This window comes from Bradyrhizobium sp. USDA 3315 (assembly GCF_054056795.1).
The window spans coordinates 2,498,522-2,515,704 of record NZ_JBSRYP010000001.1; the positions used below are offsets into that span (position 1 = coordinate 2,498,522).

Sequence of the window (17,183 nt, forward strand, 5' to 3'; positions counted from 1 at the left end):
GTTCCGCGCTCCTCAGGGTGACGGGAAGTTAGCAAGTGCTGTCGACGCAGCCCATACTTTTGGCTGAGCGGAAAGAGATGGGCAGGCGTGGGGTTATAAAATAATGTCGCGCCGATTTTCCTGATAGAAACTGCTGGGAGAGCATAGAATGAAGTCCGGATTTTTGGCCGCGGTCGCGGCCTGCAGCCTGATGCTTGCGGCGCCGGCGATGGCCCAGGGCGTCAAGATCGGCATCCTGAACGATCAGTCCGGCGTCTATGCCGACTACGGCGGCAAATATTCGCTCGAAGCCGCGCGGATGGCGGTCGAGGATTTCGGCGGCGAGGTGCTGGGACAGAAGATCGAGATCGTTACCGCCGACCATCAGAACAAGCCGGACCTTGCGACCGCGATCGCGCGGCGCTGGTACGAGGTCGAGAACGTCGACATGATCACCGAGCTCACGACGTCGTCGGTCGCGCTCGCGGTGCAGGAGCTGTCGAAGGAAAAGAAGAAGATCGACATCGTGGTCGGCGCGGCGACCTCCCGTATCACCGGCGATGCCTGCACGCCCTACAGCTTCCACTGGGCCTATGACACCCGCGCGCTCGCCGTCGGAACCGGCGGTGCGCTGACGGAAGCCGGCGGCAACACCTGGTTCTTCCTGACCGCCGACTACGCCTTCGGCTACGCGCTGGAGAAGGACACCAGCGACATCGTCACCTCGAAGGGCGGCAAGGTGGTCGGCTCGGTCCGCGTGCCGCTCAATTCGTCGGACTTCTCGTCCTTCTTGCTGCAGGCGCAGAGCTCGAAGGCCAAGATCATCGGGCTCGCCAACGCCGGACTCGACACCACCAACTCGATCAAGCAGGCGGCCGAGTTCGGCATCGTGCGCGGCGGCCAGAAGCTTGCCGGCCTGTTGATGACGCTGTCGGAGGTGCACGGTCTCGGGCTCGAGGCGGCGCAGGGTCTCGTGCTCACCGAGGGCTTCTACTGGGACCACGACGACGCCTCGCGCGCCTTTAGCGAGCGCTTCTTCAAGCGCACCAGCCGGATGCCGAGCATGATCCATGCCGGCACCTATTCGGCGACGCTGAGCTATTTGAAGGCGGTGAAGGCCGCCGGCACCAAGGACAGCGAGGCGGTCGCGGCCAAGCTGAAGGAGCTGCCGGTCGATGACGCCTTCGCCAAGGGCAAGGTGCTCGCGAACGGCCGCATGGTGCACGACCTCTATCTGTTCGAGGTCAAGAAGCCCTCGGAGTCGAAGAAGCCGTGGGACTATTACAAGCAGATCGCCGTGGTGCCCGGCGACAAGGCCTTCTTCACCGCCAAGGAAAGCGGCTGCCCGCTGACCAAGTGAGGCGAATATCCACGGGTGGTGTCGTCCTGGCGAAAGCCAGGACCCATTACCCTGATTGGATGTTGTTGCACCACGCTGTGGCCATCAGATTGCCCATAACCACGCTCTGTGGTTATGGGTCCTGGCTTTCGCCAGGACGACGGTAGTGGTTATGGCGCGACCGCGCCTTCAATGCGCCAGCCGCCACACCGCGCCGCCGATCGCGCCAACCCAGAGGATGACGCAGGCCAGCGCCTGGATGGCGAAGCCGGGGCTGCGTTTTGCCACTGCTTCGCGATAGCCGATGAAATAGACGATGCGGCCGATCACCCAGATCGCGCCGACCGCCGCCGCGGCGGCATCGCCGACATAGACCGCGAACAGCCAGAGCGACGGCAGGAAGATCGGCATCCATTCCAGCGTGTTCATCTGGATGCGGTAGATGCGCTCGAAATCCGGATTTCCCGTGATCGCCGGCAGCTTGCAGCTTGACCCCGTAGACCGCGCGGGCGCGGGCGACCTGCAGCGCGAAGAAGAAGTGCAGCGCGACCGCAAGGCAGGTGACGATGGCGGTGTAGTGGTACATGTCAGGCATTTCCTCTTTCCAATGGCCCCGATGTCATGACGGGTCAGCGAGGCCCGGTGTGACATGCGGCCTCGCTTTACCTCTCCCCGCGCGCGGGGAGAGGTCGGAACGCATCGTCAGATGCGTTCCGGGTGAGGGGGACCTCGGCGACACCAGCTGTCACCGGGTACGCGGAGACGGCCCCTCACCCCAACCCTCTCCCCGTAAGAACGGGGCGAGGGAGCACAGTTATGCCGCGGCCCCATTCGGACCAATTCCGTCACGTCCTAGTACCCCGTCATCTCAAGATAGCCGATTCCGGCGTGGCTGCCTGCAAAGCGGATCGGGCCTTCCCAATAGGGGAAGCTGGTTCCCATCCAGGCCTTCGGATTGAGCGGCGTGGTCTCGATGGCAAGGCCGCGTGCGGGCAGGCTGACGCGCCATGATGTCGGCAGCTTGCGGCCGTCGATCTCGGTGGTCGCGAGCGGCGCGATGCTGTTGCTGCCGGCGGCGATCTCGGCCGAGCGGCCGTCCGGCGTGATCCAGTTGCCGAACAGGTTTTCGCGGCCGTCCTTCTGGCGCAGCCGGTACAGCATCAGCTTCTCGTCGCCGGGCAGATGCAGCGAGAACCAGTCCCAGCCGGTCTGATCGGCCGCCAATGGCTGGCTGCTCCATTCGCGATCCATCCAGGCCATGCCCGTGACATCGATCGGTCTGTCGTCGATCACGATGCGGCCGGACGCCTTGTAGAACGGCTGGCTGTAATAATAGGAGGCCTGCCCGCGATCCGACTTGCGGCTGTAGCCGTGGTCGCCCTGCAGCACCAGGGCGCGGTCGGCGTCGAGCCGCAGCGCGGTGCTGAAGTCGGCGGCGGAGGCCTTGAGCTCGAGCGGTGCGACGCGCTGGGTATCGAACGCATCGCGCCCGCGCAGCTCCCAGGCGTCGATCCAGGCGCGGAACGGCGTGGCTTCGACCGCGGCCTGCCCGACGCCGCCGCGGGCAAAGGTCTCGCTGAAGCGGTGCGTGCCGGCGCTGGTCACGGCGGCGTGGCCCATCCAGAGCTGCTGATTGGCCCAGCCCTCGGCCGGTCCGCCCGCTTTCATCGCCTGGCGGAACAGCGTCCATTGCGCGCCATAGGCCGCGCCGCTCGTGTCGGACAGGTTGGCGGTCACGTACCACCATTCGATCCGGAATTCCGGATGCGGGCCGTGGTCCGCGGGGAACGTGAATGGCTTGCCCGGCGTGACGGCGGCAAATCCTTCCGCGGTCTCGCCGAGCCCGGCGAAGCCCTGCGCGAACGTCTTGCCGCCGAGCGCCAGCCCCAGCGCACCGCCGGCAAAGGCGCGACGGGTGATGGTGCCGCTAGCGCTCATTGACAAAGATCCTGATCAGGCTGGCGGGCTGCATGCGCGCCAGCCTGGCGACCGGAAGCGCCGCGGCACAGAATGCGGCGGCCAGCGCCACCGCGAGCAGCTCGATCAGCTGCAGCGGGAAAATGTGGAACGGCAGCCGCCAGCCGAACGCCTTGACGTTGACGATCGCAAGCAGGCACCACGCCACCAGCAGGCCGAGCGGCAGCGCAAACAGCGCGGTGATCAGCGCGACCGCCATGGTCTTCAACAGTTCGAGCGCGGCGAGCCGCCGCCGGGTCAGGCCGATCGCCCACAGCGGCGCCAGCTGCGGCAGCCGCGAATTGGCCAGCGTGAGCAGGCTGGTCAAAAGCGCAATGCCGGCGACGCCGAGCGTGAAGGCGTTGAGCGCGGCGGTCACCGAGAAGGTGCGGTTGAAGACCCGCTTCGATTCCGTTTTCATCCTGGCCTGGTCGGCGATGTTGCGATCATCGAGACCGAATTTCTCCTGTAGCGCGGTGATCAGCGGTGCGATCTTATCCGGTGCCACGCGGAGGCCCATCCGTGTCATTGGTGTCTGCGGGAAGCGCCGGGTCAGCGCGGCGAAGTTGACCGCGATCTGGCCCTTGGGGTTGCCGTAATCGGCATAGATGCCGACGATCTCGAGCGGCCAGTTGCCGCCGGGGGCGGGTACCTCGATATGATCGCCGATCGCCAGCTTCATCCGCCGCGACAGCTGCTCGCTGACGAGGCAGGTGTCGCCGGGCCGCAGCCGAACCCACGCATTTGCGACGCTTTCGAGCAACGGCCAGCTGTCGCGATAGGTGGCGTGGTCGGGCAGGCCGAGCACCTCGATCGGCGCGCCGTCGAGCTGGGTGTCGGCGCGGCCGCCGGGCAGGATGGCCTGAACCTCGGGCCGATTGCGCAGCCAGGCCTTGATCTCCTTTGCCTGCTGATCGCTGGCGGCGCTGATGTAAACGTCGGCGGCGAGCCTTCCGTCGAGCCAGACCAGGAAGGTGCGGTTGAAACTTTCTACCATGGTGCCGACGCCGACATTGACCGCGAGCGCAAGCAGCAGCGCCATCAGCGCCAGCGACAGTCCCGACAATTGCTGGCGGCTGTCGGCCCAGAACCAGATGCCGACCGGCGCCCGCGCGCTGCGCTGCCCGAAGGCCAGCGCAATCTGCAGGACCATCGGCAGGATCAGCGCCGCGCCGAGCATCAGCGCGGCGAGCACGGCGAAGCCCGCGATCAGGGAATCGCCGAACCAGATCAGGCCCGCGGCGACCGCGAACACCGCGAGCGCCGCCGCACTCTGGATGATCAGCCAGCGCCGCTGCGCCTGCTGCCAAGCCTGCGGCTGCGCCGTCGCCAGCACCGGCATCCGGATCGCCTTGGCAAGGCTCGCAGCCGCCGCGGCGAGCGCGCCAAGAATGCTGATGGCGATGCCGGCGAACCACCAGGCGGGTTTAAGCGAAAGCTGTCCGGGAATCTGCGCGCCATAGAGCCCGCGCAGCGAGGCCGCGACATCCGGCAGCAAGGCAGCCGCGATGAAGTAGCCGCAGACGAGGCCGATGAGGCCGGCGACCAGCGCCAGCGACACCAGCTCGATCACCAGCACGGTGTTGAGCATTCGCGCGGAGACGCCGCAGGCGCGCAGCGTGCGCAGCATCGGCAGCCGCTGCTCGAAGGCGAGGCCGATCGCGGAGTTGACGATGAACAGGCCGACGAAGAACGACAGCAGGCCGAACGCGGTGAGGTTGAGATGAAAGCTGTCGGTGAGGCGTTCGAGGTCGCTCTCCGCGCTCGGCTCGACCAGGCGGAGCTTGTCACCCGCCACGCTTTCCAGCGCTGTGTGCGGCGCTTTGGACGTGCCGACCAGCAGGCGGGAGACCTGGCCGGGCATCTTCAAGATGTCCTGCGCGATGCCGATATCGACGATCAGCGCGCCGGGCGCGAGCTCGGCCTGCACGAGCAGCGGCGGCAAGCTCGTGCCGTTGGCCTCTGGCCGCTCGCCTTCCTTGAGGCCGAGGTCGCGCAGCGTTTCGCCCGCCACCAGCATTTCGCCCGGCGGCGTGACGAAGGATTGCAGGCTGCCGCGTCCGACCGTCGGCGCGTTGCCGACCTCGGACGGCAGCGTCACCGGCTCGATACCGAGCAGGCGGAAGCTGCGCCCGTCGATCTGGACCCGGCCCTCCAGCATCGGCGACACCGGCCAGCCGGCACGGCGCAGATCGACGAACAATGCTTGCGGGAAGGTCGCGCTGTCCCTGGCGACCAACATTGCAGTCCGCGACCCGCCGAAGGTCGCGGCGGCGCGGTCATAAGCGATGCGAGCCTGCTGGTTCAGCGCCTGCACGCCGCTCCACAGCGCGGTGGCCGAGATCAGTCCGATCAAGAGCGTTGCGAGCTGCATCGGATGCCGCCGCCAGTGGCTGAGCAGCACCGCGAGGATCCACAGCGCGCGCCTCATGCGACGATCCCGGCATGCAGGGTGACCTGGCGGTCGAGCGTCGCGGCGAGCCGCGCGCTGTGCGTGACCATCAGGAAGCCGCAGCCGGTGCGGGTCACCAGATCGCGTGCCAGTGCCAGCACCTCGTCGGCGGTGTCCTCGTCGAGATTGCCGGTCGGCTCGTCGGCGAGCAGCAACAGCGGCTTTGGCGCCAGCGCGCGGCCGATCGCGACGCGCTGCTGCTGACCGCCGGACAATTGCTCGGGATAGCGCCTGAGCAGGCTTCTCAGGCCGAGGCGCTCGACCAGTTCGTCGTGCCAGGCGGCGTCATGCCGGCCGGCGATGCGCGACTGAAACACGAGATTGTCCGCGACCGTCAGGCTCGGGATCAAATTGAATTGCTGGAAGACGAGGCCGAGCCGGTCGCGGCGTAATTCGGCGCGGCCAGCGTCGTTGAGGTCGGAGACGACGGTGTCGGCGAGGGCGATCTCGCCGCTGTCGGCGGCATCGAGCCCCGCGATCAGATGCAGCAGCGTGCTCTTGCCGCTGCCGGATTCGCCCGATAGCGCCACGCTCTCGCCGGTCGCAACGGCAAGGTCGACGCCGCGCAGCACAGCGACGTCTTCGCCGGCAGAACGGTAACTCTTGGTCAGGCCGGTGACGCGAAGCACCGCGGCGGTCTGGTCAGATGAAGCGATGGCTGGGCCTCATTGCGGCTTCTGGTATTTCAGGACGAACTCGTCGATCGGCACCGGTGCCTTGAAGACGGGAATGTCCTTGGGGTCCTCCGCATGATGCAGGAAATCGCCCTCGGCCACCAGCTTGAAGCCCGCCGCCTCGATCTCCTGCTTCAAGGTGCTCTCCTCGATCCGGTGCAGCGTCTTGGCGACACCCGTGCCTTCGCCCGTCTTGGCCGAGTGATCCGCGATCACGAGCAAGCCGCCCGGCTTGAGCGCGGCGAACATCTTCTTGTTCATCGCGGCGCGGTCGACAGGCAGATAGGTGATGTCGTGATAGAAAAAGAAGAAGGTGATCATGTCGAGGTCCTTGACCTCGGGCGGGATCGGGTCGTCATAGTCCCGCACCACATGGACCACGTTCTTCATCGCCGGCGCCTTGGCGCGGGTGTCGAACTTGTCCTTGACGAAGCGCTCGAGCACGGTCGCGGAATCCTGTGCGTAGACCTTGCCCGACGGGGCTACGGTGCGCGCCAATAGTTCGGTGCTGTAACCCGCGCTCGCCGCCATGTCGAGGATCGTCATACCGGGCTTGACGCCGGCAAAGGCGAGCATCTTGGCCGGCTGCCGGCGCTGGTCGACCTGACGATCCGCATCGCTGCGATCGGGTGCGGCGACGATCGCGGCGTAGTCGGGATTGGCGGCGTCTTCCGCGCGAACTTGAGGCGCGGCAAGCAGCGCGGCGGATACAAGTGCTGCGCAGGTGGCGGCACATAGGATCAATCTGTTCATGAAATAACCCCGGGCTTTTCGTTGGCCCTGAACATAGCAGTCGGGACATGACAGTTCACCGCTCCACTGGCGCGACCGACGCGATCGTGATCGGGCCGTTAGAAGCGCTCCGGGGCGCACAACCCCGAGGAAATGCGGTGTTGCGTTGCACGGCGAGGCGTGGCTAGCATCGCCGGACGGGGCCGATTTACGAAGCCAAAACGAAACGACGGGGAGCCGGACATGACGACGCAAGCGACGCCCAAGAGGAAGTCAGAGGGGCTGTCAAAGGGGACGCCGAAGGGCGCCTGGCAAATCACCTTCCTTCTATTCCTGTTCATGGTGGTGAACTTTGCCGACAAGATCGTGGTCGGGCTCGCCGGCGTGCCGATCAAGAAGGAAATGGGCCTCACCCAGGAGCAGTTCGGCGATCTCGGCTCGTCATTCTTCCTCTTGTTCTCGATCTCGGCGATCGTGGTCGGCTTCATCGTCAACCGCGTCGCCACTCGCTGGGTGCTGCTGATCCTGGCGGTGATCTGGTCGCTGGCGCAGTTTCCGATGGTCGGCACCGTCAGCTTCACGACGCTGGTGATCTGCCGCATCATCCTCGGCGCCGGCGAGGGGCCGGCGTTCTCGGTCGCGGCGCACGCGATCTACAAATGGTTTCCGGACGAGAAACGCACGCTGCCGACCGCGATCCTGTCGCAGGGCTCCGCGTTCGGCGTGATCCTCGCGGTGCCCGCGCTGAACTGGATCATCGTCAATCACAGCTGGCATCACGCCTTCGGCGCGCTCGGCATCGTCGGCCTGATCTGGGCGGTCGCCTGGTTCGCGCTCGGCAAGGAAGGGCCGCTGGTGTCGACGTCTGCCGTGACGGCCGACGAGCCGCGGATTCCGTATTGGAAGCTGTTGACCTCACGCACCTTCATCGGCTGCGTGGTGGCAACCTTCGGCGCCTATTGGGCGCTGTCGCTCGGGCTCACCTGGTTCACGTCCTTCATCATCGAGGGGCTCGGCTTCTCGCAGCACCAGGCCGGCTTCGTCTCGATCCTGCCCTGGATCTTCGGCGCGACGATCGTGCTGCTGACCGGCTGGATCTCGCAGCTGATGCTGACGCGCGGCTTCACCACCCGCGGTGCGCGCGGCGTGCTCGGCTCGGTGCCGCTGATCTTCGGCGGCGCCATCCTTGCGATGCTGCCCTATGCGCCGCCCGGCGGGATCATGATCGCGCTGCTGGTGATCGGCTCCGGCCTGTGCGGCTCGATCTACGTGGTGTGCCCGCCGATGCTCGGCGAGTTCACGCCGGTGTCGCAGCGCGGCGCGATCATCGCGATCTACGGCGCGCTCTACACGATCTCGGGCATCCTGGCGCCGATGGTGATGGGCAATGTGATCCAGCACGCGGCAACGCCGATGGCCGGTTACATGTCCGGCTTCACTATCAACGCGGCGATCATGGCCGGCTCCGGCCTGCTCGGATTGCTGCTGCTGTGGCCGAACAGCGAGCGGGCGCGGCTGACCGGCACGTCGCAGCCGGCAGGCACGATCAAAGGCGCGATGTCGCCGACGTAAGGGGGCGCGTGGCCTTCCACCCTCCCCTGGAGGGGGAGGGTCGGATCACATTGAGCGCAGCGAAATGTGAGACGGGGTGGGGTGATCTCTCAACACGGGCAGCATCCGTGTGGACAGACTGTCACCCCACCCCGCTGTGCATTCCGCTTTGCTACATGCCCAGCGACCCTCCCCCTCCAGGGGAGGGTGACGCGGTGGCCGCAGTTCGCATCAATGTCGAGCTCTCTGTAGCCCTGATGCAGCGCAACGAAATCCGGGGCCGCGCCATCTGCGGACAGAGCTGCCCCGGATTGCGCTTCGCTGCATCCGGGCTACGCGCCGATCGCTGCGTCTCTCAATTCATCCCCTGCGCGCCGCGGACGAGCTTGCCCGGGCGTGCGCCGGTGGCCTTGCCCTCGCGCTGGGTCACGATGCCCGACACGATGGTGGCGTCATAGCCGTCGACCTGCTGCAGGAGGCGGCGGCCGCCGACCGGCAGGTCGTAATGCACCTTCGGAGGGTGCAAATGCAGCCGGTCGTAATCGATCACGTTGACGTCGGCCTTGAAGCCAGGAGCGATCACCCCGCGATCATACAGACCGACCGACAGCGCGGTCTTGCGCGACTGCGCCGCGACCACGAACGGGATCGAGAGCTTCTCGCCGCGGCTGCGGTCGCGCGTCCAGTGCGTCAAGAGATAGGTCGGGAAGCTGGCATCGCAGATGATGCCGCAATGCGCGCCGCCGTCGGACAGGCCGGGCACGGCACTGGGCTCGCGCAGCATCTCATGCACGGCGTCGAGATTGCCGTCGGCGTAATTCAGGAACGGCACATAGAGCATGCCGCGACCCTCGTCGGTCAGCATCGCGTCATAGGCAAGCTCTTCCGGCTGACGGCCCTGGCGCCGCGCCTGCGGCCCGAGCGCGTTTTCCGGCGGCTGCTCATAGTTCGGCGGATTACCCAAGAGATACATCTTGTCGTAGTTCGGCCGGAAGAACAGCGGATCGTCGGTCGCCGTCGCGCTCTCGCTCAGGATCGCCGCGCGCACCTCGGGTCGGCGCAGATGCGCGAGCCGCTCGGCCAGCGGCAATTTGGCGATCTCGCGATAGCTCGGATGGGTCTGGAACGGGTTGCGCGACAATTCGAGCCCGAGCAGCAGCCCGACCGGCCGTGCCGCGATCTGGGTCGTGATCGAGAGGCCGCGGACGGCGGCTTCGTTGATGGTGTCCATGGTCTGCCGCCAGCGCCGCGGCGCCTTGTCGGCCTGGGCGACCGAAAACGAGATCGGGCACCTTGTGTTCTCGGCGACCCGCAGCATCATCGGCAGGTCCTCGTGCACGGTGCTCTGGTCGAGCACGAATTGCAGCACGCTGCGGCCGACGCCGTGCATCGCGCCGGCGATCGCGGTCAGTTCATCCTCGCCGGCTTTCAGCGTCGGCGTGTAGTCGCCGGTCGAGGTGCGGTGATTGAGCGTGCGCGAGGTCGAGAAACCCAGCGCGCCCGCCCGCACCGCGTCGCCGGCGAGCGCCGCCATCGCCTTGTTGTCCTCGGCCGTTGCGGGATCGCGGCGCGCGCCGCGCTCGCCCATCACATAGACCCGCAGCGCCGCATGCGGCAGCTGCGCGCCGATGTCCATGTCGAAATTGCGCTTCGACAGCCACTCCATGTAGTCGGGGAAGCTCTCCCACGCCCAGGGAATGCCGGCGGAGAGCACCGGCTCCGGAATGTCTTCGACGCCTTCCATCAGCTGGATCAGCCTGGTGTGGTCGCTCGGCCGGCACGGCGCGAAGCCGACGCCGCAATTGCCCATGATCGCCGTGGTGACGCCGTTCTGCGACGACGGCGTGATGTCCTGGCTCCAGGTCACCTGGCCGTCGTAATGGGTGTGGACGTCGACGAAGCCGGGCGCCACCAGCTTGCCGCGGGCGTCGATCTCTTCCTTGCCCTTTGCCGAGACCTTGCCGACTTCGGTGATCTTGCCGCCTGTGATCGCGACATCGGCTTCATAGAGGTCGCCGCCCTTGCCGTCGGCGATGGTGCCGCCGCGGATCACGAGGTCTGGGGTCGAGGTCATGGCATTTCATCCCGAGGCTGTTTTTGGTTGACGGCATCATGGGTCAGCCCCTGATGCTGTCAACCAGCGCCGATGAAGCTCTGGGATGCGCTGATGCTGATTTGCCAGCTGGGATCGAACGTTGCCGCCCGGCGGAAATTTGTTCCGCCGGGCAAATCGCCGCGAACCTAGCGCGCGCCGAAGAACGCTGTCTTCTGGGTCTCTTCGGCCTGCAGCCTGGCGCGGACGCGCATCAGGTCCTTCCAGCCGATATAGCCGACGAGGCGCTGATCCTCGCGCGAGATCACAGGCAGATGCGAGACGTTGACCTGCATCAGGCGGTCGGCGAGCCGGTCGAGATATTCGTCGGGATAGGCGACGGTGATCTTGCTGCCGGCCAGCAGCTGCTTGAGCGTCGCGGTGCGATGCTTGCCGGCGCGGCGCCAGCGCAGCACGGACGGCGGGTCGATCACGCCGAGCACGTGATGGTTGGCGTCGACGACGGGAAAGCTGGGGTGACCGGTCTTCGGGTTGGTCAGGAAGGCGGCCGCGCCGTGCAGCGTCATGGTGTCGGCGACGGTCTCGACCGCCTTGGTCATGACGTCGCGCACGCGGGTCAGCGCGAACGGATCGACACGGTACTCGCGCACCAGATGATGGCCGCGCCGAGCCACCTTCTCGGTCAGGATCGAGCGCCGCATCAAAAGCACCGTGACGCCGTGCGCGGTGCCGCAGGCTGCGATCAGCGGCAGCAGCACATGGGTGTTGCCGGTGAGTTCGACGGCGAAGAAGGTCGCGGTCAGCGGCGAGCGCATCGTGCCGCCCATTGTCGCCGCCATCGCCAGCAACGCCCAGAAGCCGGGGCTCGCCGGCGGCAGATAGCCGCTCAGCGCCGTTCCCATCGCGCCGCCCATGATGAGCAGCGGCGCCAGCACGCCGCCCGACGTGCCCGAGCCGAGCGCGACCGACCAGATCACGGCCTTCACCACGAGCAGCAGCAGCGCGGCCTTCAGCACCACATCGCCTTGCAACATCGACGCGAGGTTGTCGTAGCCGACGCCGAGCGCCTGCGGCTCGATCAAGCCGCCGAGGCCGACCACCAGGCCGCCGATCAGCGGCCACCACATCCAGTGGATCGGCAGCTTGAGGAAGATGTCCTCGCAGCCATAAACCAGCTGGGTGAGCACGCCCGACAGCAGGCCGGAGAGGATCCCGATCAGCATCCAGGCGCCGAGCTGCAGCACCGAAATGTCGACGCCGCCGGTGAACGGAAACAGCGGCGCGGGCATGTGCAGGAAGGTGCGCCCGACCGCTGCCACCACGGCGGCGACGGTGACGGGAATGAAGCTGCGCGGCGTCCATTCGAACAGCAACAGTTCGACCGCGAGCATGATCGCGGCGATCGGCGTTCCGAACACGGTGGTCATGCCGGCTGCGGCGCCCGCCACCAGCAGGGTCTTGCGCTCGTTGTCGCTGACCGGGAGCATCTGCGCGATCAGCGAGCCGATCGCGCCGCCGGTCATGATGATCGGGCCCTCGGCGCCGAACGGGCCGCCGGTGCCGATCGATACCGCCGACGACAACGGCTTCAGGATCGCCACCTTGGGGTCGAGCCGGGAACGGCCGAGCAGGATGGCCTCGATGGCTTCCGGGATGCCGTGGCCGCGGATCTTGTCGCTGCCGAAACGCGCCATCAGCCCGATGATCAGCGAGCCCGCGACCGGCACCAGCACGGTCCAGAGCCCGAGCGGCGAATCCTGCAATTTCAGGTCGGCGAAGCTGAACTGGCCGAAATAGGCGATGTTGGTGGCAAGCTTGATCAGCTGCAGCAGTCCCGCCCCGGCCAGCACGCCTGCGGCGGAGACAGACACGGCGATCGCCGAGATCACCACGACGCGCGGATCGGTCGTGAAGTCGCTCAGGAGATGGCTGGCCTTCTCGCCGATTTTGGCGGTGTTTGGGGCGGTGTTCGTGGCGGAGGCGCTCGATTTGGTGGAAATGACGCTCATTGGTGGCGTAAGGCTCGGGTGAAGTGGACGCGGCGTCATATCGCATTGCGATATAATTACAAGCGGGAGACATCGAATGGCAGCGTTGAAAGGACCGTCGAAATCGCCGAGGCAGGACCAGAAGCGGGTTCCCAGCCAGGCCGATTACGAGGCGCTGTCGCAATTTCGCTATCTGATCCGCCGGTTTCTGGAGTTCAGCCAGGATGCCGCGAAGGCCTCGGGCCTGACGCCGCGGCAGCATCAGGCCTTGCTGGCGATCCGGGGGTATCCGGGCGGCGGACCGGTTGCGGTCGGTGATCTGGCCGAACGGCTGCGGCTTCGTCACCACACCACGGTCGAACTGGTCGACCGGCTGTCCGAGGCCGGGCTGGTCGAGCGCGTGCTCGATCCCGCCGACCAGCGGCGAGTGCTGCTGAAATTAACCGGCCTTGCGGCCGATCATCTCGCCGAATTGTCGGCGGTCCATCTCGATGAGCTGTCGCGGATCGAGCCGCTCCTGAAGCAGGTGCTGTCGCGACGGTCGGAATGAATTCACGTCGCGTAAACTCTATCCACGTCATTGCGAGCGGAGCGAAGCAATCCATAGCTCGGCAGCAGGAGAGATGGATTGCTTCGTCGCTTCAGCGCAAAATTGCTTCGCAATTTTGTCGCGAGCTCCTCGCAATGACGGCGGTGAAAGCCTCTCAGCCGCGCGGGCTGGCGGTCTCGGCCTCGTATCCCGAAGCCCGCGGCTTGCGCTCGGTGACGAGGGCAAGCAGCACGGTCAGCACCATGAAGACCACGGAGGCGCCGAACACCCAGTGCGGCATGTGCTGGTCCATGATCCAGCCGAACAGCAGCGGGCTCACGATGCCGCCGAAGTTGAAGCCGGTGGAGACGATGCCGAAGGCGCGGCCGGCGGCGCCGGGCGGCGCCGCGTTGCGCACCATCATGTCGCGGGACGGCGCGATCACCCCGCCGAGGAATCCGGCGAGCCCCATCGCCAGCGTGAGCGCCACCGGCGGCAGGTCGAGCAGCGCAATCAGCAGCACGAGGGCGGCATTGACCGCGAAGCAGGCCGCGGCGACCTGGCTGTGGCGGTGGGTCCAGTCGGCGAGATAGCCGCCGGCGAGCACGCCGGCCGCGCTGGCGCCGAGGAATGCAGTCAGCGCGATATTGGCCGTCGAGAACGACGCGCCGTAGCCGCCCATCAGTGCGACCACGCCGAAATTGTTGATGCCCGAGGTCGACAGGCTGAGCAGCGTGAAGAAGGCCGTCAGCACCATCAGCGCCGGCGTGATCACGCTCGCCTTCGGCGCGGCGCCCTCCTTTGACTTATTCTTGTTGGCGCCGGCATCGGGAATGCCGAGCACGATCAGGAACAGCGCCACCAGCGGACCGACCGCACCGGCGACGATCAGCGCGCCGAGGCCGCCGATCGAGGCAACCAGTGCCGCCATGATCGCGGGCGCCACCGCGCCGCCGAGGAAGCCGGCAAAGGTGTGGATCGAGAAGGCGCGGCCCATCCGCGCCTCGTCCATATGGGCCGAGAGGATCGCGTAGTCGGCCGGATGATAGACGCTGTTGGCGAGGCCAAGCAGCACCGCGCAGACGATCAGCGACGTATAGCTGAGATGCAGGCCGAGCCCGATCAGCGCGCAACCGCCGACGGTCAGTCCGATCAACAGGATCTTGCGCGCGCCGATATGGTCGGCGAGGTAACCGATCGGCGCCTGGGTCAGCCCGGAGACCACCGCGAACACCGTCAGCGCGAGGCCGAGCTCGACATAGCCGACGCCGAGCTGCTGCTTCAGGAACGGGAACAGCATCGGCAGCACGAAGATATGGAAATGGCTGACCCAATGGGCGACCGAAATCCCCGTCAGCGTGCGCAGCGCACTGTCGGCTTTCGCTTGCTGCGGTGCGGCCAGAACGTCGACCATGTGCCTGAAAACCCTAATTCCGGAAAGCCCGCCGAAAATAGAGATTGGCCGCTAATTGTCCATGAACGCAGGCGCATGGCTGCCCCCGACGCGGGCGTGCCGGATCGACACATGCGGCATTAAATGCGGCGACAAAGCACGGCGGCACGGCGATGATCGGCCATGATCGATCCCAAAAAGCAGCTCCGCGTGCTGGTGTCGGAGGGCTCCAGCACCTCCGGCCGCGAGGCGATCACGATCCTCGGACTGGCCGGCCATCACGTCGAGGTTTGCGACCCCTCGCGCTGGTGCCTGGCGCGCTACTCGCGCTTTGTCCGCAAATACCACCATTGTCCGCCGCTGCGGTCGGATCCGGCCGGCTTCCTGCGCTTCGTCGAGCGCCTCTTGGCGTCGCGGCATTTCGATGTGCTGCTGCCGATCCATGAACAGGGATTTCTGTTCGCCCGCGCCGCGGCGGGGCTGGCATCACGTGCCGGCCTCGCGCTGCCGGATTTCGCCAGCTATCGCGCCGTGCACAGCAAGGCCGGCTTCAGCCGCCTGCTCGGCCGGCTCGGGCTGCCGCAGCCGCCGACCCGGATCGTGAATTCGCCCGAGGAGCTGCGCGAGGCGGTGCGGTTTCCATCCGTGGTCAAGACGTCGATCGGCACCGCCAGCCGCGGTGTCTGGTTCGTGCGCGACGCTGGTGATCTCAATCGCGCGCTCTACGACCTCGAGTCCTCAGGCGAATTTGCCGGCGAGGTGCTGGCGCAGGATCTGGTCACCGGCACGGTCGAGAAGGCGCAGTCGGTGTTCTGCCACGGCACGCTTGTCGGCTTCCATGCCTACCGCCAGATTGCGGCCGGTGTCGGCGGCGGCGAGGCGATCAAGGAGAGCGTGAGCCGGCCGGCGATCCGCGCCGGCCTCGAGACCATCGGCGCGCATCTTGGTTGGCACGGTGCGCTCTCGGTCGACGTCATCATGCCGCTCGACAGCGCGACGCCGCTGTTGATCGACTGCAACCCGCGGCTGGTCGAGCCGATGAACGCCTTTCAGTCGGGCGTCGATCTGGTCGATCTGCTGCTGCGCGTCTCGCGCGGCGAGACTCCGGCGCCGCTGCCCGAGGGCCGCGCCGGCGTGCGGACGCATCTGGCGATGCAGGCGCTGCTCGGCAGTGCGTCGCGCGATGGTACGCGGCGTGACCTGATCCGGGAATGCGGCCGCATCGCCGCGGGCGAAGGGCACTATCGGGGAAGCAGCGAAGAGCTGACGCCGGTGCGGCTCGACTGGCTCAGCGCCGTGCCGCTGGCGATGACGACAGTGCTGCTGCTGGCATCGCCGCAGATCGCCTCATCGCTGGCGCGCGGCGGCTTTGGCGCGCATCTGCTCGATCGCGGCAGCATCAAGGCGATCGAGAACGGCGATTTCCGCTAGTATCCCTCCAGCGCGAATTCACCGCACGATCTTGTCTGCGCGCTTCAAGAGCTCCGGTGGAATCTCGACGCCCACGGCCTGGGCCGCCTGGAGATTGAATATCAGCTCTCGCTTGGTGACGACGCCGACTGGCAGGTCGCCCGGCTTCGCGCCCTTGAAAATCTTGTCGGCGAATGTCGCAAACTCGCGCCATGTATCGGCGACGTTGGCGCCATAGGTAATCACCCCGCCGGCGTCCGCCTGGCCGCCGGGAAACATTGCCGGCAAGCGGTTCTTCATGGCCAGTTCACCGACTCGTTTTCGATTGCTCCAGGGCACCGGCACTTCAAGGACCAGCAGCGCCTCCGCGCGCTCCTTTGCCATCCCGGCAATCGCGGCCTCCAGATCGTCCGCACCCTTGACCTTCACGATTTGCGGCTCCAGCCCCAGCGCCTTGGCTGCGGCCTCGTTGGCGCGGTCAATCGGGGCGAGCCCGCGTTCATCCGCGCCGGGGATCGTTTGATCACTGAGAATCGCAACGCGCGTGATCCCGGGGAATGCCTCCTTCAGAAGCTTGAACTGGTCGCTGGCCTGCTGCTGATCAAGGTTGGTGAGGCCCGTGACATTGCCTCCTGGCTTGTCCATCGAGGCGACAAGCTTCAACGCGACCGGATCGGTGACGATCGCAAAGATCACCGGGATCGTCGACGTGGCCTTCTGCGACGCCACCGACGCCGGGCCGCCGAGTGCAAGGATGACATCCACATTCGCACCGACCAGCTCCGAGGCGAGGCCTGGAAGGCGCTCGAGCTTCGATTCGGCAAATCGCGGTTCGATGACGATGTCGCGTCCTTCGAGATAGCCGCGGTCGGCGAAGTCGCTCAGAAGATTTTTCTTGATGGAATCGAAGAGCGGCGACGGGCCGCCGTTGACGAGGATTCCTACTTTTCTGGGAGCTTGTTGCGCATCGGACGGGTCGCACATCGACGCGATCATGCAGAAGACCGTGAGCACTGCCTTCGCAAATCTCATGGCACCGCCCCCCAGCAAGGACCCAGCGTCCATGCGAGCCTAGCATTCAGGGGGTGGGCAACCAATCCGGAAGGGTGGTCCGGCCCATGACCTCG

The 17,183-nt window shown here is 66.4% G+C and carries 12 protein-coding genes and 1 pseudogene; 4 read left to right on the forward strand and 9 right to left on the reverse strand.

What is annotated here, in order from left to right; translation table 11 throughout:
* Nucleotides 1-148: 148 nt before the first annotated feature.
* Entirely contained in the window at nt 149-1,339 is a 1,191-nt protein-coding gene (locus ACVIYL_RS11405; RefSeq protein ID WP_057021219.1) for an ABC transporter substrate-binding protein, read from the forward strand.
* A 168-nt stretch (nt 1,340-1,507) separates the two neighbouring features.
* Here the strand turns inward: ACVIYL_RS11405 and ACVIYL_RS11410 are convergent.
* From ACVIYL_RS11410 to ACVIYL_RS11430, 5 genes and pseudogenes are all read right to left on the reverse strand, one after another.
* Nucleotides 1,508-1,904, reverse strand: a pseudogene (locus tag ACVIYL_RS11410) (MAPEG family protein).
* Between the two features lie 266 nt (nt 1,905-2,170).
* Nucleotides 2,171-3,256 carry a lipocalin-like domain-containing protein gene (locus ACVIYL_RS11415; RefSeq protein ID WP_456778573.1) on the reverse strand — a complete coding sequence of 362 codons (1,086 nt, stop codon included), beginning with the start codon at nt 3,254-3,256 and terminating at the stop codon, nt 2,171-2,173.
* The gene (locus ACVIYL_RS11420) at nt 3,246-5,705 is read right to left on the reverse strand and encodes an FtsX-like permease family protein (RefSeq protein ID WP_456778574.1); all 2,460 of its coding nucleotides are present in this window, start codon (nt 5,703-5,705) and stop codon (nt 3,246-3,248) included. Before ACVIYL_RS11420 ends, ACVIYL_RS11415 begins: the two co-directional genes overlap by 11 nt.
* Entirely contained in the window at nt 5,702-6,355 is a 654-nt protein-coding gene (locus ACVIYL_RS11425) for an ABC transporter ATP-binding protein (RefSeq protein ID WP_225162017.1), read from the reverse strand. The genes ACVIYL_RS11420 and ACVIYL_RS11425 overlap by 4 nt, the downstream gene beginning before the upstream one ends.
* A 36-nt stretch (nt 6,356-6,391) precedes the next feature.
* Nucleotides 6,392-7,153: a class I SAM-dependent methyltransferase gene (locus ACVIYL_RS11430; RefSeq protein WP_456778575.1), complete on the reverse strand. Its 762-nt coding sequence runs from the start codon at nt 7,151-7,153 to the stop codon at nt 6,392-6,394.
* A 222-nt stretch (nt 7,154-7,375) separates the two neighbouring features.
* Here ACVIYL_RS11430 and ACVIYL_RS11435 point away from each other — a divergent pair, with 222 nt between their 5' ends.
* On the forward strand, nt 7,376-8,704 hold the full coding sequence (locus tag ACVIYL_RS11435; protein ID WP_456778576.1) for an MFS transporter: 1,329 nt from the start codon (nt 7,376-7,378) through the stop codon (nt 8,702-8,704).
* A gap of 334 nt (nt 8,705-9,038) precedes the next feature.
* Here the strand turns inward: ACVIYL_RS11435 and ACVIYL_RS11440 are convergent, their stop codons facing one another.
* The gene (locus tag ACVIYL_RS11440) at nt 9,039-10,757 is read right to left on the reverse strand and encodes an N-acyl-D-amino-acid deacylase family protein (protein WP_310881119.1); all 1,719 of its coding nucleotides are present in this window, start codon (nt 10,755-10,757) and stop codon (nt 9,039-9,041) included.
* A 167-nt stretch (nt 10,758-10,924) separates the two neighbouring features.
* Complete coding sequence (locus ACVIYL_RS11445; protein ID WP_310881118.1) at nt 10,925-12,745, reverse strand: chloride channel protein; 1,821 nt, start codon at nt 12,743-12,745, stop codon at nt 10,925-10,927.
* A 76-nt stretch (nt 12,746-12,821) separates the two neighbouring features.
* On the opposite strand from ACVIYL_RS11445, the gene ACVIYL_RS11450 reads away from it, so the two are divergent.
* Nucleotides 12,822-13,274 carry a MarR family winged helix-turn-helix transcriptional regulator gene (locus tag ACVIYL_RS11450; RefSeq protein WP_310881117.1) on the forward strand — a complete coding sequence of 151 codons (453 nt, stop codon included), beginning with the start codon at nt 12,822-12,824 and terminating at the stop codon, nt 13,272-13,274.
* A 154-nt stretch (nt 13,275-13,428) separates the two neighbouring features.
* Here ACVIYL_RS11450 and ACVIYL_RS11455 read toward each other — a convergent pair whose 3' ends face one another.
* Nucleotides 13,429-14,667 carry an MFS transporter gene (locus ACVIYL_RS11455; RefSeq protein WP_310881116.1) on the reverse strand — a complete coding sequence of 413 codons (1,239 nt, stop codon included), beginning with the start codon at nt 14,665-14,667 and terminating at the stop codon, nt 13,429-13,431.
* 162 nt (nt 14,668-14,829) lie between these two features.
* On the opposite strand from ACVIYL_RS11455, the gene ACVIYL_RS11460 reads away from it, so the two are divergent.
* Nucleotides 14,830-16,077: a hypothetical protein gene (locus tag ACVIYL_RS11460; protein WP_310881115.1), complete on the forward strand. Its 1,248-nt coding sequence runs from the start codon at nt 14,830-14,832 to the stop codon at nt 16,075-16,077.
* 18 nt (nt 16,078-16,095) lie between these two features.
* On the opposite strand, the gene ACVIYL_RS11465 is transcribed toward ACVIYL_RS11460, so the two are convergent.
* Nucleotides 16,096-17,052, reverse strand: a complete 957-nt coding sequence (locus tag ACVIYL_RS11465; protein ID WP_456778577.1) for an ABC transporter substrate-binding protein — start codon at nt 17,050-17,052, stop codon at nt 16,096-16,098.
* Nucleotides 17,053-17,183 lie beyond the last annotated feature (131 nt).

Excerpts from the sequence above, each read along its gene's own strand:
- ACVIYL_RS11405 (WP_057021219.1), top strand. The coding sequence starts at position 149 with ATGAAGTCCGGATTTTTGGCCGCGGTCGCGGCCTGCAGCCTGATGCTT.
- ACVIYL_RS11415 (WP_456778573.1), bottom strand. The coding sequence starts at position 3,256 with ATGAGCGCTAGCGGCACCATCACCCGTCGCGCCTTTGCCGGCGGTGCG.
- ACVIYL_RS11420 (WP_456778574.1), bottom strand. The coding sequence starts at position 5,705 with ATGAGGCGCGCGCTGTGGATCCTCGCGGTGCTGCTCAGCCACTGGCGG.
- ACVIYL_RS11430 (WP_456778575.1), bottom strand. The coding sequence starts at position 7,153 with ATGAACAGATTGATCCTATGTGCCGCCACCTGCGCAGCACTTGTATCC.
- ACVIYL_RS11435 (WP_456778576.1), top strand. The coding sequence starts at position 7,376 with ATGACGACGCAAGCGACGCCCAAGAGGAAGTCAGAGGGGCTGTCAAAG.
- ACVIYL_RS11440 (WP_310881119.1), bottom strand. The coding sequence starts at position 10,757 with ATGACCTCGACCCCAGACCTCGTGATCCGCGGCGGCACCATCGCCGAC.
- ACVIYL_RS11445 (WP_310881118.1), bottom strand. The coding sequence starts at position 12,745 with ATGAGCGTCATTTCCACCAAATCGAGCGCCTCCGCCACGAACACCGCC.
- ACVIYL_RS11450 (WP_310881117.1), top strand. The coding sequence starts at position 12,822 with ATGGCAGCGTTGAAAGGACCGTCGAAATCGCCGAGGCAGGACCAGAAG.
- ACVIYL_RS11455 (WP_310881116.1), bottom strand. The coding sequence starts at position 14,667 with ATGGTCGACGTTCTGGCCGCACCGCAGCAAGCGAAAGCCGACAGTGCG.
- ACVIYL_RS11460 (WP_310881115.1), top strand. The coding sequence starts at position 14,830 with ATGATCGATCCCAAAAAGCAGCTCCGCGTGCTGGTGTCGGAGGGCTCC.
- ACVIYL_RS11465 (WP_456778577.1), bottom strand. The coding sequence starts at position 17,052 with ATGATCGCGTCGATGTGCGACCCGTCCGATGCGCAACAAGCTCCCAGA.